This window comes from Enterobacter cloacae complex sp. P15RS (genome assembly GCF_014895905.1).
Lineage (GTDB): Bacteria > Pseudomonadota > Gammaproteobacteria > Enterobacterales > Enterobacteriaceae > Enterobacter > Enterobacter quasihormaechei.
In genome coordinates this window covers 32,696-46,283 of record NZ_JADBQL010000025.1, presented here as the reverse complement: position 1 = coordinate 46,283, position 13,588 = coordinate 32,696, and the positions used below count along the sequence as shown (strand labels likewise).

The window sequence follows — 13,588 nt, the reverse complement described above, 5'->3', positions numbered from 1 at the left end:
CTGGTAGAATCCTTGCGGCCTTTTGTATGACGAAACAGAACAGGTAATGAACGAGAACACGCCTTCTTTTGAACAACAACAATTTACGCGCGCGAAGCACCGGGTCAGCATCCGGCGGCTGCTCAACCGTGACAAAACCCCGTTAGCCATACTGCTGGCAGCCGCCGTGGTGGGTACGCTGGCCGGGCTGATGGGCGTCGCGTTTGAAAAAGCCGTCAACGCGGTGCTCAACTGGCGCATCGGTACCGTTGCCAGCTTTGCGGATCGGGAATGGCTGGTCTGGGTGTTGGCATTTGGCCTTTCGGCGCTGTTCGCCATGGTGGGGTATTTCCTGGTGCGTAAATTTGCGCCCGAAGCCGGTGGCTCGGGGATCCCCGAAATTGAAGGGGCGCTGGAAGAGCTGCGCCCGGTTCGCTGGTGGCGCGTGCTTCCCGTGAAATTCATCGGCGGGATGGGGACGCTCGGGGCGGGCATGGTGCTGGGTCGCGAAGGGCCAACGGTACAGCTGGGCGGCAACGTCGGGCGGATGGTCGGCGACCTGTTCCGCATGCGCAGCGCTGAAGCGCGCCATACGCTGCTGGCGACGGGGGCGGCGGCGGGGCTGTCTGCCGCGTTTAACGCACCGCTGGCGGGTATCCTGTTCATCATCGAAGAGATGCGCGCCCAGTTCCGCTACAACCTGATCTCCATTAAAGCGGTGTTTACCGGCGTGATTATGTCGAGCATTGTCTTTCGCCTCTTTAACGGCGAAGGGGCGGTGATTGAGGTTGGCAAGCTGACCAATGCCCCGGTCAATACCCTGTGGCTGTATCTGGTTCTTGGGATGATTTTTGGCATCGTCGGCCCGCTTTTCAATACCCTGATTTTACGTGCGCAGGATATGTTTCAGCGCATCCATGGCGGAAATACCACGAAATGGGTGCTGGTGGGAGGCCTGCTTGGCGGCGTGTGCGGGATCCTCGGCTTTATCGAACCGAACGCGGCGGGCGGCGGTTTCGGGCTGATTCCCATTGCCGCGGCGGGGAATTTCAGCGTGGGGCTGCTGCTGTTTATGTTTATCTCGCGGGTGATCACTACCGTGCTGTGCTTCTCCTCCGGCGCGCCGGGCGGCATTTTTGCCCCGATGCTGGCGCTGGGAACGCTGCTGGGCACGGCGTTTGGCATGGCGGCAGCGGTTGGCTTCCCGGCCTATCATCTGGATGCGGGGACGTTTGCGGTGGCTGGAATGGGGGCACTGCTGGCGGCCTCCCTGCGCGCGCCGCTGACCGGGATCGTGCTGGTGCTGGAGATGACCGACAATTACCAGCTCATTTTGCCAATGATCATTACCTGCCTTGGCGCGACACTATTAGCCCAATTCCTGGGTGGAAAACCGCTATACTCCACCATTCTTGCCCGTACCCTGGCAAAACAGGAGGCTGAACAGGCCCTGAAGCAGAATACTTGAATGAATTACCAGGGTATTAGATAATGACAAAAAGAATTGGGTGATTTTTACCCAATAGCAGTCGCAGTATTCATGGGAGCATAAGATGAGTGATGACGTAGCGTTGCCGCTGGAATTTACCGAAGCCGCAGCGAAAAAAGTGAAAACCCTGATTGCCGACGAGGACAATCCGGACCTTAAACTGCGTGTTTATATTACCGGCGGCGGCTGTAGTGGCTTCCAGTATGGTTTTACCTTTGACGACCAGGTCAACGATGGTGATATGACTATCGAGAAACAGGGCGTCGCGCTGGTGGTTGACCCGATGAGCCTGCAATATCTTGTAGGCGGTTCAGTGGACTACACTGAAGGTCTGGAAGGTTCGCGCTTTGTGGTGACGAACCCGAACGCGACCAGCACCTGCGGGTGTGGTTCATCGTTCAGCATTTAAGCCTGAATGCGGATTGTAGGCCCGGTAAGCGCAGCGCCACCGGGCTTATCAACAACCCCTACCTTGAATTTTCATCCAGCGCAAACGTCGGCAGCTTCAGGTGCCAGCGTATCGCCGCTAAACGGATCGCCAGTGTGACCACCATCCCCAGCATCGCCGCGTTTTCCAGCGGGACAGCGAAGGTGTAATACGCCGTGGCGTGAACGATTCCCCCAATGATACAGGCCGTCGCGTAGATCTCCGTTCGCAGTATCATCGGGACTTCTCGCGCCAGAATGTCGCGAATAATCCCCCCGCCCACGCCGGTCAGTACGCCCATGCAGATCGCCACCAGCGGCCCTGTCCCGGCAATAAAGGCTTTGTTGACGCCTATGCCCACAAAGACGGCCAGGCCGACGGCGTCCAGCACCGGCAGCACCCATTTGGGGAGCCTGCGCGGCTGACGCACCAGCACGATGGTCAGCAGGCAGGTGACCATTGCCACCACCAGGTCCGTCGGATCTTTTACCCAGAATACCGGGCCGTTTGCCAGCGCCATATCGCGGATCGTTCCGCCGCCTACCGCCGTAACGACGCCGAGCACCAGCACGCCAAAGGGATCCATGCGCAGTTTTCCGGCAAGCAGAACGCCGGAGATAGCAAAAACGGCTGTGCCAAGAATATCCAGCCAATACACGAGCATCGTTAAATCCTCGAATAGGGTATTTATCTGTTTGAGTGACGCTCTGCCAGTTCGGCGCAGAGTTGTTTTGCGGCGAGGATAATACGCGGGCTGGCGCGTTCAAACCAGTCGCTGTTGAGGGCGATCACCGGAATTTTAAGCTGGTGATGCCAGAATTGTTTAATTTTGGGAATGTCGCTCGCATTTCCGACCACCACGATAGCCTGTGGCTGCCGCGCCAGGACCTGCTCACGGCTGACCTGCGGCCACGGCACCCGGCTTTCGGCAAAGATATTTTCACCTCCACAGGTCTCAAGCACCTGATTCTGGATCGAACCTTTTCCGGTAGTGAACAGCGGCTGGTTGCCAAATTGCAGAAAAACGCGTTGTTTCGGCTGCGTGCCGTACCGGGCTTTTAGCGCGGCAAAATCGTTGAGCATCTGCTGTGCTGCCTGCCCGGCGCGTTGTGGGGTCGGGCTGAAGGGCGCGAGGTCACGCAGGGCTTGCGCCACCTGTTCGATGCTCACCGCATCCACCCATTTCACGGTTATTCCCAGCGATGAGAGCTGGTTCACCTGTCGTTCGGCATTACCGCCGCGCCAGGCGAGGACGAGATCGGGCTTGAGCGCCACAATGCGTTCCAGATTCATTCCCTGCCAGGTGGCAACCTGTTCGATATGGGCGGCCTGCGGGGGGTAATCGGAAAAGCTGCTCACCGCAACGGGCGTGATCCCCGCGGCAAACGCCAGTTCCGTATTGGCAGGGGAGAGGGTAATCACCCGCGGCGCGGCGGTGAGCCAGGCCGGGGCGAGCAGAAGCAGGGCGACCAGCGCCCTGAAGGACACCTTACCCACGCGCCAGTTTCTGCACCAGGGTTTCCACCATCACGGTGGACTGTTTTGCCGCAACGGCCAGGAATTCGTCGAAGCTGATGTGGGACTGCTGGTCCGCCACGTCAGAGATCGCGCGAACGACCACGAACGGCACGCTGAAGTTATGGCACACGTGCGCGATGGCCGTGGCTTCCATCTCAACGGCGACAGCCTGCGGGAAGTTATGACGGATTTTCGCCAGACCGACAGAGCCGTTGATAAAGGCATCGCCGCTGACGATCAGGCCACGTACCGCGTTGAGGTTCAGCTCGTTGATACAGCTTTCAGCGGCGGTAATCAGCTTATCATCCGCCTTAAACCCGGCCGGGCAGCCCGGAAGCTGGCCATATTCGTAGCCAAATGCGGTGACGTCTGCATCGTGGTAACGCGCTTCGTCGGAAACCACGATATCACCCACTTTCAGCGTCGGCGCCAGACCGCCCGCAGAGCCTGTGTTAATGATAACGTCAGGCTTGCAGCGCTCAAGCAGCAGGGTCGCGCCCAGGGCCGCTGCAACTTTACCGATGCCTGATTTCAGCAGAGCCACGTCAACGCCGTTCAGCTGGCCGGTGTAGATCTCACAGCCACCGAGGGAGAGGGTCTGACGGTTCTCAATTTTGTCACGCAGCAGCGTAACTTCTTCTTCCATTGCACCAATAATGCCGATTTTCATAGATTTACTCGCGATGTGCCTTGTTAAGATGCATAGTCTATCATGCGGTTAAGGGGAAACGCATTCTCACGCGGGGGAGCACATGGCACCAATCGATTTTCGCACCAAAATTAACTGGCACCGACGTTTCCGTTCGCCACAGGGCGATAAGAGCGAACATGAGATCCTGCGTATTTTCGAAAGCGATCGCGGACGCATCATCAACTCGCCTGCTATCCGCCGGTTACAGCAAAAAACCCAGGTCTTCCCGCTGGAGCGTAACGCTGCGGTGCGTACGCGGTTAACGCACTCCATGGAAGTGCAGCAGGTGGGGCGCTACATTGCAAAAGAGATCCTCAGCCGTCTCAAAGAGCAACGTCTGCTGGAAACCTACGGGCTGGATGAACTGACCGGGCCGTTCGAAAGCATCGTTGAGATGGCCTGCCTGATGCACGATATCGGCAATCCGCCCTTTGGTCATTTCGGCGAGGCCGCTATAAATGACTGGTTTAAACAGCGGCTTTTTCCCTCTGACGCCATAAGCCAGCCGCTTAGCGATGACCGCTGCGTGGTCCGCGATTTATGCCTGCGCGAGGGCGAAGAGAGCCTGAACGACCTGCGCCGCAAGGTGCGTCAGGATCTGTGTCATTTTGAAGGTAACGCGCAGGGTATTCGCCTGGTGCACTCCCTGATGCGCATGAATCTGACCTGGGCGCAGGTGGGCTGCATTCTTAAATACACGCGTCCCGCGTGGTGGATGGGGGAAACGCCCGCCACCCATAGCTACCTGATGAAAAAACCGGGCTATTACCTGTCGGAAGAAGCGTACGTTGAACGGCTGCGTAAAGAACTTTCGCTGACGCCGAATGGCCGTTTTCCATTGACGTGGATTATGGAAGCCGCCGACGATATTTCCTATTGCGTGGCCGACCTGGAAGATGCGGTTGAAAAAAGAATATTCAGCGTCGAAGAGCTGTATCAGCATCTTCATGATGCCTGGGGGGAGCATGAAAAAGGGTCTCTGTTTGCGCAGGTCGTCGAAAATGCGTGGGAGAAATCGCGTTCAAATACCCTGAGCCGCAGCACCGAAGATCAGTTCTTTATGTATTTGCGGGTCAATACGCTGAATAAACTGGTGCCGTATGCGGCCGCCCGTTTTATTGATAATTTGCCAATGATATATAGTGGGGAATTTAATCACGCTCTGCTGGAAGATGAGAGCAGTTTTAGTCAGCTTCTTGAATTATATAAAAACGTGGCGGTTCGCCATGTTTTCAGCCACCCGGATGTCGAACAGCTCGAGCTGCAAGGATACCGGGTTATCAGTGGGTTGCTGGAGATCTATGGCCCACTGCTCCAGCTGACGGTCGATGAGTTCAGCGAGCTGGTAGAAAATGAGCGTGTTCGCCGTCTGCCAATTGAATCTCGCCTCTATCAGAAACTTTCAACCCGTCACAGGCTGGCATACATTGAAGCCGTCAGTAAAATAGATCGCCATTCTTCACAATGGCCGGTTATGGAATATTATTATCGCTGCCGGCTTATCCAGGACTATATCAGCGGGATGACCGATTTGTATGCCTGGGATGAATACCGCAAGCTGATGGCCGTTGAATAAGCCATGAGTTTTGTAAAGACGACCAATAAATTTTTACTTTTTCCATAAACTTAATCCCGGAACTAAGCGGTATAAAACGAATCTGAGTTACACAGCAATTTTGCGTTATCTGGTAAATCGAGATTGAGAAACATGAAAAAAACCACATTAGCAATGAGTGCACTGGCTCTGAGTTTAGGTTTAGCGCTGTCTCCTCTGGCAGCGACGGCAGCCGAGACAGCTTCCTCGGCAGCGACTGCGCAGCAGATGCCAAGCCTGGCCCCGATGCTCGAAAAAGTGATGCCATCGGTGGTGAGTATTAACGTTGAGGGCAGCACAACCGTCAATACGCCGCGTATGCCGCGTAATTTCCAGCAGTTCTTCGGCGACAATTCGCCATTCTGCCAGGACGGTTCGCCATTCCAGAGCTCCCCGTTCTGTCAGGGCGGCGGTGCAGGGGATGACGGCATGGGCGGCGGCCAGCAGCAGAAATTCATGGCACTTGGCTCGGGCGTGATCATTGATGCAGCCAAAGGCTACGTGGTGACCAATAACCACGTGGTAGATAATGCGAACGTTATTAAAGTGCAGATGAGCGATGGCCGTAAATTCGATGCCAAAGTGGTCGGTAAAGACCCGCGCTCCGACATTGCGCTGATTCAAATTCAGGATCCGAAGAACCTGACGGCGATTAAGCTTGCCGATTCCGACGCGCTGCGCGTCGGTGACTACACCGTCGCCATCGGTAACCCGTTCGGTCTGGGCGAAACCGTGACCTCGGGTATCGTCTCTGCGCTGGGACGCAGTGGCCTGAACGCAGAAAACTATGAAAACTTCATCCAGACGGATGCGGCCATCAACCGCGGTAACTCCGGCGGTGCGCTGGTGAACCTGAACGGCGAGCTGATCGGTATCAACACCGCTATCCTCGCACCGGACGGTGGCAACATCGGTATCGGCTTCGCTATTCCGAGTAACATGGTGAAAAACCTCACTGCGCAGATGGTGCAGTATGGGCAGGTGAAACGCGGTGAGCTGGGTATCATGGGTACCGAATTGAACTCAGAGCTGGCGAAGGCGATGAAGGTGGATGCTCAGCGCGGCGCGTTCGTAAGCCAGGTCATGCCGAACTCCTCGGCGGCGAAGGCCGGTATCAAAGCGGGTGACGTGATCACCTCTCTGAACGGTAAGCCGATCAGCAGCTTTGCCGCCCTGCGTGCCGAAGTCGGTTCTATGCCAATCGGCAGTAAAGTGACCCTCGGCCTGCTGCGTGAAGGTAAGCCGGTCAACGTGAGCCTGGAACTTCAGCAGAGCAGCCAGAATCAGGTGGATTCCAGCACCATCTTCAGCGGTATTGAAGGTGCCGAGATGAGCAACAAAGGGGCAGATAAAGGCGTGGTGGTGAACAACGTGAAAGCGAACTCACCTGCTGCCCGTATCGGCCTGAAAAAAGGTGATGTGATCATGGGCGCTAACCAGCAGCCGGTGAAAAACATTGCTGAACTGCGCAAAATCCTCGACAGCAAGCCTTCCGTGCTGGCGCTGAATATTCAGCGTGGTGATACCTCTATTTATCTCCTGATGCAGTAATCTTCTTAAGCCCCTGTTCGCAGGGGCTTTCTCGTTTCTGTGACCTTTCCCACAACTCCATACATCTCTCTCTGCCTTTGGGCATCTGCACAATGCAGCCTTAGCTGAACTTCCCTATGCTTGAGCTCTGCTCACGGGAGGGTTATATGGCTGGCTGGCATCTGGATACCAAAATGGCGCAGGATATCGTGGCGCGAACCATGCGCATCATCGATACCAATATCAACGTAATGGATGCCCGCGGGCGCATTATCGGCAGCGGCGATCGTGAGCGTATTGGTGAATTGCACGAAGGCGCGTTGCTGGTGCTCTCTCAGGGGCGCGTGGTCGACATTGACGACGCCGTGGCGAAACATCTGCACGGGGTACGTCAGGGGATCAACCTGCCGCTGCGTCTGGAAGGGGAAATTGTTGGCGTTATCGGACTGACCGGCGATCCTGAATCGCTGCGTAAATACGGCGAGCTGGTCTGCATGACGGCGGAGATGATGCTGGAGCAGTCGCGCCTGATGCACCTGCTTGCCCAGGACAGCCGCCTGCGTGAAGAGCTGGTGATGAATTTGATCCAGGCGGAGGAGCATACGCCTGCCCTGAGCGAGTGGGCGCAGCGTCTGGGTATTGACCTGAACCAGCCCCGCGTGGTTGCCGTTATTGAGGTAGATAGCGGTCAGCTTGGCGTAGACAGCGCCATGGTAGAGCTCCAGCAGCTGCAAAACATGCTGGCGACGCCGGAGCGTAACAACCTGGTGGCGATTGTCTCTTTGACGGAAATGGTGGTGCTTAAGCCTGCGCTTAACCAGTTTGGTCGCTGGGACGCGGAAGATCATCGTCGTCGCGTGGAGCTGCTCATCGAGCGCATGAAGGAGAACGGTCAGCTCCGTTTTCGCGTCGCTCTGGGGAATTACTTTACCGGTCCGGGGAGTATCGCCCGTTCATGGCGAACCGCGCGCACCACCATGATGGTAGGTAAACAGCGCATGCCGGAGAGCCGCAGTTATTTCTATCAGGACTTGATGCTGCCGGTCCTGCTCGACAGCCTGCGCGGTGGCTGGCAGGCCAACGAGCTGGCGCGTCCGCTGGTGCGTCTGAAAGCAATGGACAACAACGGTCTGCTGCGCCGCACGTTGCAGGCGTGGTTCCGGCATAACGTGCAGCCGCTGGCAACGTCAAAAGCGTTGTTTATTCATCGTAATACGCTTGAGTATCGGCTAAACCGCATCTCGGAGCTGACGGGGCTGGATTTAGGGAATTTCGACGACCGGCTGCTGCTGTATGTGGCGTTGCAGCTGGATGAGCAGAGATGATGCTGTTTGCCGGGTGGCGGCTTCGCCTTACCCGGCCTACATGCGTTCGTAGGCCCGGTAAGCGAAGCGCCACCGGGCAATAAAACGGCTCATTTGTTACGCGTCAATTTCTCAAGATCTGCTTCAATCTCGCTGATCTTATTGGTGACGACGCTTTCAAGGTGACGAAGATCGTCAAGGATCTTACGTTTTAAATCGATTTCGCTGCGATCGCGCTGGCAGATCTGATCGAGTTCGTCGATCACATAGCGCAGGTTAGGGCTGATTTCCTGTACTTCTTTATATCCCTGACCGATACCGTCAGCGACAACGGTCTTACGCTGGCGTGGGTATTTAAACTTCACGCTTTTGGCGAAAAACTCTCCTTTGTCCTTGTGAAAATAGATTTTCAAAATATCGTTATTCGCTTCCTGGCGGAGACTATAACGATCAATTTCATCAGGATTGGTAATGCCCAGACTTTTCAGATTATCGTACATAGCGGTACCCTTGATCTCAACATAACCTATGAATAATTAACGAAAAAATCTATTTCCGCCACCTTCAGATATAAAAAAAGCGGGGTTGCCCCCGCTTTTTGTTATACCTGATTAATCGATGGTGCGCAGCAGTTCGTTGATACCAACCTTACCGCGGGTTTTCGCGTCCACTTTTTTCACGATAACCGCGCAGTACAGGCTGTATTTACCATCTTTAGACGGCAGGTTGCCGGAGACCACAACGGAACCGGCTGGTACGCGGCCGTAATGGATTTCACCGGTTTCGCGATCGTAAATACGGGTGCTCTGACCGATGTAGACGCCCATGGAGATCACTGAACCTTCTTCGACGATCACGCCTTCAACCACTTCGGAACGCGCGCCGATGAAGCAGTTGTCTTCGATGATGGTTGGGTTAGCCTGAAGTGGCTCCAGAACGCCACCGATGCCCACGCCGCCGGACAGGTGAACGTTTTTACCGATCTGCGCGCAGGAACCGACGGTGGCCCAGGTGTCTACCATGGTACCTTCGTCAACGTAGGCGCCGATGTTCACGTAGGATGGCATCAGCACGGTATTGCGTGCGATGAAGGCACCCTGACGAACCGCCGCCGGTGGCACCACGCGGAAGCCCTCTTTCTGGAAGCGTGCTTCGTCGTAGTCCGCAAATTTCATTGGCACTTTATCGAAGTAGCGGCTTTCTGCTCCGTCGATAACCTGGTTATCGTTGATACGGAAAGAGAGCAGCACAGCTTTCTTCAGCCATTGATGAGTGACCCACTGACCGTCGATTTTTTCTGCCACGCGCAGTGCGCCGGAATCCAGCAGGGAAATAACCTGGTTAACCGCTTCACGGGTCACGGTATCCACATTTGCCGGAGTGATGTCGGCGCGACGCTCAAAAGCGGACTCAATAACGTTCTGTAACTGCTGCATTGTTTACTCTTTCCATTTCACTAAAAAACACGTCACCCTTTATCGTTTGGATTGAGGGCTGCTGTCAACCGTTGTTGCACTTCAAGTTGCAGGTCATTATTAAGGGCACGCCGGTCGGCGGTGGCGATTATAAATAAATCTTCTACTCGCTCGCCAATGGTTGTAATTCGGGCGCCGTGAAGCGAAATTCCCAGATCGGCAAAAACCTGGCCGACGCGGGCGAGCAGCCCTGGCTGGTCGAGCGCGATCAGCTCCAGGAACGATTTACGATCGGTATGGGTCGGCAGGAAATTCACCTCGGTATCGACGGTAAAGTGGCGCAGTTTCGCCGGCTGACGGCGCGGCTGCGGCGGCTGCCAGCTGCGCTGGGTAATCGCCTGTTCCAGACCAAAGCGTATTCCTTCATGACGATCGGCTGAGAGCGGGCTGCCGTCCGGCTCCAGCACAATAAAGGTGTCCATGGCCATGCCGTCGCGGGTGGTAAAAATCTGCGCGTCGTGAACGCTCAGGTTACGCCTGTCCAGCTCTGCACAGACCGCAGCAAATAAATAGGGCCGGTCCGGGCTCCAGATAAAGATCTCCGTCCCGCCGCGCGTGGCCTGCGGGCTGAGCAGGATCATCGGTTTCGTCAGGTCATGCTTCAGCAGATGCCGGGCGTGCCAGGCAAGCTGGTTTGGGCTGTGGCGCACAAAGTAGTTGGCGCGACAGCGCGCCCAAATCTGATGCAGCGCCTCTTCGTTGATGTTATCCATGCGCAGCAGGGCCAGCGCCTGCAACTGGTGGTGACGCACCCGCTCACGCATGTCCGGGGTGTTCTGCATCCCGCGACGCAGCTGTTTTTCGGTGGCGAAGTACAGCTCGCGCAGCAGGCTTTGCTTCCAGCTGTTCCACAGGGTTTCGTTGGTGGCGCAGATATCGGCCACCGTCAGGCAGACCAGATAGCGCAGGCGGTTTTCCGTTTGTACCTCTTCGGCGAACTGCTTGATCACTTCCGGATCCTGAATGTCACGACGCTGAGCGGTAACCGACATCAGCAGATGATGGCGGACCAGCCAGGCCACCAGCTGCGTTTCGCGCGAGTTCAGGCCGTGCAGCTCGGCAAATTTCAGCACGTCCTGGGCACCGAGTACAGAGTGGTCCCCGCCGCGGCCCTTGGCGATGTCGTGGAACAGGGCGGCAATAAGGATCAGCTCCGGGTGCGCCAGACGTGGCCACAAATCAACGCACAGCGGATGGCGGGAGCGCGTTTCTTCTTTAGCGAAACTTTCCAGCTTCAGCATGACGCGGATCGTGTGCTCATCTACCGTATAGGCGTGAAACAGGTCAAACTGCATCTGCCCGACAATATGCGACCACTGCGGCATATAGGCCCACAGCACGCTGTGGCGGTGCATGGGCAGCAGACCGCGGCTGACGGCGCCCGGATGACGAAGCATGCTCAGGAACAGCGAGCGCGCCTCCGGGATGTAGCACAGCGGTTGCTTCAGATGACGCCGTGCATGGCGCAGGTGGCGCAGGGTGGTGGAGTAGATCCCGGTAATCGTGCTGTTGCGCACCATGGTGTAAAACATTCGCAGGATCGCTTCCGGTTCGCGGATGAACAGCGTTTCGTCGCGCAGATCGATCAGCGTGCCGCGCAGCTGAAACTCGTCATCAATCGGACGCGGTTTTTCATCCGCCGTCAGCGCGAGGATCGCCTCATCGAACAGCTGCAACAGCATCTGGTTCAGTTCAGAGACGCGGCGGGTGACGCGGAAGAAATCCTTCATCATCTGCTCAACCGGCTCGTTGCCTTCGCCCTGGTAGTTCAGACGCTGCGCCACGCTGAGCTGGCGGTCAAACAGCAGGCGGTTATCATAGCGGGTGACTTCCAGATGCAGGGCAAAACGGATGCGCCAGAGCAGGTGCAGACACTCATTGAGTTCGTTACGTTCGGCTTCGGTCAGAAAACCGAAACCGACCATTTCGTCCAGCGACGTTGCCCCAAAATGACGACGGGCGACCCATTGCAGCGTGTGGATATCGCGCAGGCCACCGGGGCTGCTTTTGATATCCGGTTCAAGATTATAGCTGGTGCCGTGATAGCGCTGGTGGCGCTGGTTTTGTTCTTCGACTTTTGCGGCGAAGAATTTTTCCGAGGGCCAGAAGCCGTCACTAAATATGTGCTTTTGCAGCTCGAGGAACAGCGCCACGTCGCCAATCAGCAGGCGAGTTTCAATCAGGTTGGTGGCGACGGTCAGGTCAGATAACCCCTCCAGCAGACACTCTTCCAGCGTGCGCACGCTGTGGCCCACCTCCAGCTTTACGTCCCAGAGCAGGGTCAGCAGTTCACCGATTTTTTGCGCCCGATCGTCCGGCAATTTTTTACGGCTTAAGATCAGCAGGTCGATATCAGAGAGCGGATGCAGTTCACCCCGGCCATAACCGCCGACCGCAACCAGCGCGACGTCGCTCACCTGCCCGAAACCGTAGTCGATCCACAGACGTTGCAGGAGCTGGTCGATAAACTCGGTACGCGCTTCAATGAGCTGCTCGGCTGACACGCCTGCGTCAAACGCGCTACCCAGCCAGCGATGGAAAACCGCCATATGGGCTTTGATATGCGCGCAGGTCAGCTCATGCGCCGGCCAGACGCCCGGGTTGTCAGGCTGGTCGGGGAGGGTGGGAAGAGCCGTGTTAGCATACTGTTCGGGTAAAAGATTACTCATCGTGCGCCACCCATAAGAAAAAGCTATCGCCATTAAAAAAGCCGGCATTCGCCGGCTTCTTATCACTCAATGTTCGTCAGTATCGCCGGGATGGTGTCATCCTTGCGCAACGTCATAATTTCGCAGCCGTTGTCTGTTACCACAATAGTATGCTCGTACTGGGCCGACAAGCTTCTGTCCTTGGTTTTTACCGTCCAGCCATCTTTCATGGTGCGGATGCGGTAATCGCCCGCGTTGACCATTGGCTCAATGGTGAAGGTCATGCCTTTTTGCAGGACCACGCCGCCGTCGTCAGCATCGTAATGCAGTACCTGCGGCTCTTCGTGGAACACGCGGCCAATGCCGTGACCGCAGTATTCGCGCACCACGGAGAAACCTTCCGCTTCCACGAACTTCTGAATTGCCGCGCCGATAGTGCGCAGGCGGATGCCCGGCTTCACCATCTTCAGCGCCAGGTAGAGGCTGTCCTGGGTGACCTTGCACAGGCGCTCGCCCAGAATGGTTGGCTTGCCAACGATGAACATCTTAGAGGTGTCACCGTGGTAGTCGTCTTTAATGACGGTCACGTCGATGTTGACGATGTCGCCATCTTTCAGCAATTTCTCGTCATCCGGAATGCCGTGGCAAACCACTTCATTGATAGAGATGCAGACGGATTTCGGGAAACCGTGATAGCCCAGGCAGGCGGAGACCGCGTGCTGCTCGTTGACGATATAGTCGTTACAGATGCGATCCAGTTCGCCAGTGCTGACGCCCGGTTTCACAAACGGTTCGATCATTTCCAGCACGTCCGCGGCCAGACGACCGGCGACGCGCATCTTTTCAATTTCTTCAGGTGTCTTAATAGAGATAGCCATGTAATCTGTCCATCGGTGTCGATTTTTTCGACAATACTAGTGTAAGTGTTGTCAA

12 protein-coding genes are annotated in these 13,588 nt (G+C 56.2%); 5 read left to right on the top strand and 7 right to left on the bottom strand.

What is annotated here, in order from left to right; translation table 11 throughout:
• The first annotated feature begins 46 nt into the window (after nucleotides 1-46).
• On the top strand, nucleotides 47-1,447 hold the full coding sequence (gene clcA, locus IM267_RS15645) for a H(+)/Cl(-) exchange transporter ClcA (protein ID WP_193033774.1): 1,401 nt from the start codon (nucleotides 47-49) through the stop codon (nucleotides 1,445-1,447).
• Between the two features lie 85 nt (nucleotides 1,448-1,532).
• Nucleotides 1,533-1,877 (top strand): iron-sulfur cluster insertion protein ErpA, encoded by a 345-nt coding sequence (gene erpA, locus IM267_RS15640; RefSeq protein ID WP_003856230.1) that lies wholly within the window; start codon nucleotides 1,533-1,535, stop codon nucleotides 1,875-1,877.
• A gap of 58 nt (nucleotides 1,878-1,935) precedes the next feature.
• Here the strand turns inward: erpA and IM267_RS15635 are convergent, their stop codons facing one another.
• Genes IM267_RS15635 through mtnN form a run of 3 tightly spaced genes read right to left on the bottom strand, consistent with a single transcriptional unit; the run spans nucleotide 1,936 to nucleotide 4,083 of the window.
• Nucleotides 1,936-2,559 carry a TRIC cation channel family protein gene (locus IM267_RS15635; RefSeq protein ID WP_063450603.1) on the bottom strand — a complete coding sequence of 208 codons (624 nt, stop codon included), beginning with the start codon at nucleotides 2,557-2,559 and terminating at the stop codon, nucleotides 1,936-1,938.
• A 23-nt stretch (nucleotides 2,560-2,582) separates the two neighbouring features.
• Nucleotides 2,583-3,392, bottom strand: coding sequence for a vitamin B12 ABC transporter substrate-binding protein BtuF (gene btuF / locus IM267_RS15630; protein ID WP_193033773.1), 810 nt, complete (start codon nucleotides 3,390-3,392; stop codon nucleotides 2,583-2,585).
• Nucleotides 3,385-4,083 (bottom strand): 5'-methylthioadenosine/S-adenosylhomocysteine nucleosidase, encoded by a 699-nt coding sequence (mtnN, locus tag IM267_RS15625; protein WP_063867494.1) that lies wholly within the window; start codon nucleotides 4,081-4,083, stop codon nucleotides 3,385-3,387. The genes btuF and mtnN overlap by 8 nt, the downstream gene beginning before the upstream one ends.
• Nucleotides 4,084-4,165: 82 nt before the next feature.
• Between mtnN and dgt the strand changes: the two genes are divergently transcribed.
• From dgt to IM267_RS15610, 3 genes are all read left to right on the top strand, one after another.
• Nucleotides 4,166-5,680, top strand: coding sequence for a dGTPase (gene dgt, locus IM267_RS15620; RefSeq protein WP_193033772.1), 1,515 nt, complete (start codon nucleotides 4,166-4,168; stop codon nucleotides 5,678-5,680).
• A gap of 132 nt (nucleotides 5,681-5,812) precedes the next feature.
• Nucleotides 5,813-7,249, top strand: a complete 1,437-nt coding sequence (degP, locus tag IM267_RS15615) for a serine endoprotease DegP (RefSeq protein ID WP_063867496.1) — start codon at nucleotides 5,813-5,815, stop codon at nucleotides 7,247-7,249.
• 146 nt (nucleotides 7,250-7,395) lie between these two features.
• On the top strand, nucleotides 7,396-8,553 hold the full coding sequence (locus IM267_RS15610; protein WP_003856217.1) for a CdaR family transcriptional regulator: 1,158 nt from the start codon (nucleotides 7,396-7,398) through the stop codon (nucleotides 8,551-8,553).
• 89 nt (nucleotides 8,554-8,642) lie between these two features.
• Here the strand turns inward: IM267_RS15610 and IM267_RS15605 are convergent, their stop codons facing one another.
• From IM267_RS15605 to map, 4 genes are all read right to left on the bottom strand, one after another.
• On the bottom strand, nucleotides 8,643-9,032 hold the full coding sequence (locus IM267_RS15605) for a DUF3461 family protein (RefSeq protein WP_063867497.1): 390 nt from the start codon (nucleotides 9,030-9,032) through the stop codon (nucleotides 8,643-8,645).
• A 111-nt stretch (nucleotides 9,033-9,143) separates the two neighbouring features.
• Nucleotides 9,144-9,968 carry a 2,3,4,5-tetrahydropyridine-2,6-dicarboxylate N-succinyltransferase gene (dapD, locus tag IM267_RS15600; protein WP_003856214.1) on the bottom strand — a complete coding sequence of 275 codons (825 nt, stop codon included), beginning with the start codon at nucleotides 9,966-9,968 and terminating at the stop codon, nucleotides 9,144-9,146.
• Between the two features lie 32 nt (nucleotides 9,969-10,000).
• A complete protein-coding gene (glnD, locus tag IM267_RS15595; protein ID WP_063450597.1) occupies nucleotides 10,001-12,676 on the bottom strand; it encodes a bifunctional uridylyltransferase/uridylyl-removing protein GlnD in 2,676 nt (891 codons plus the stop codon).
• Between the two features lie 62 nt (nucleotides 12,677-12,738).
• On the bottom strand, nucleotides 12,739-13,533 hold the full coding sequence (gene map, locus IM267_RS15590) for a type I methionyl aminopeptidase (protein ID WP_022647104.1): 795 nt from the start codon (nucleotides 13,531-13,533) through the stop codon (nucleotides 12,739-12,741).
• Between the last annotated feature and the right edge of the window lie 55 nt (nucleotides 13,534-13,588).

Excerpts from the sequence above, each read along its gene's own strand:
- clcA (WP_193033774.1), top strand. The coding sequence starts at position 47 with ATGAACGAGAACACGCCTTCTTTTGAACAACAACAATTTACGCGCGCG.
- erpA (WP_003856230.1), top strand. The coding sequence starts at position 1,533 with ATGAGTGATGACGTAGCGTTGCCGCTGGAATTTACCGAAGCCGCAGCG.
- IM267_RS15635 (WP_063450603.1), bottom strand. The coding sequence starts at position 2,559 with ATGCTCGTGTATTGGCTGGATATTCTTGGCACAGCCGTTTTTGCTATC.
- mtnN (WP_063867494.1), bottom strand. The coding sequence starts at position 4,083 with ATGAAAATCGGCATTATTGGTGCAATGGAAGAAGAAGTTACGCTGCTG.
- dgt (WP_193033772.1), top strand. The coding sequence starts at position 4,166 with ATGGCACCAATCGATTTTCGCACCAAAATTAACTGGCACCGACGTTTC.
- degP (WP_063867496.1), top strand. The coding sequence starts at position 5,813 with ATGAAAAAAACCACATTAGCAATGAGTGCACTGGCTCTGAGTTTAGGT.
- IM267_RS15610 (WP_003856217.1), top strand. The coding sequence starts at position 7,396 with ATGGCTGGCTGGCATCTGGATACCAAAATGGCGCAGGATATCGTGGCG.
- IM267_RS15605 (WP_063867497.1), bottom strand. The coding sequence starts at position 9,032 with ATGTACGATAATCTGAAAAGTCTGGGCATTACCAATCCTGATGAAATT.
- dapD (WP_003856214.1), bottom strand. The coding sequence starts at position 9,968 with ATGCAGCAGTTACAGAACGTTATTGAGTCCGCTTTTGAGCGTCGCGCC.
- glnD (WP_063450597.1), bottom strand. The coding sequence starts at position 12,676 with ATGAGTAATCTTTTACCCGAACAGTATGCTAACACGGCTCTTCCCACC.
- map (WP_022647104.1), bottom strand. The coding sequence starts at position 13,533 with ATGGCTATCTCTATTAAGACACCTGAAGAAATTGAAAAGATGCGCGTC.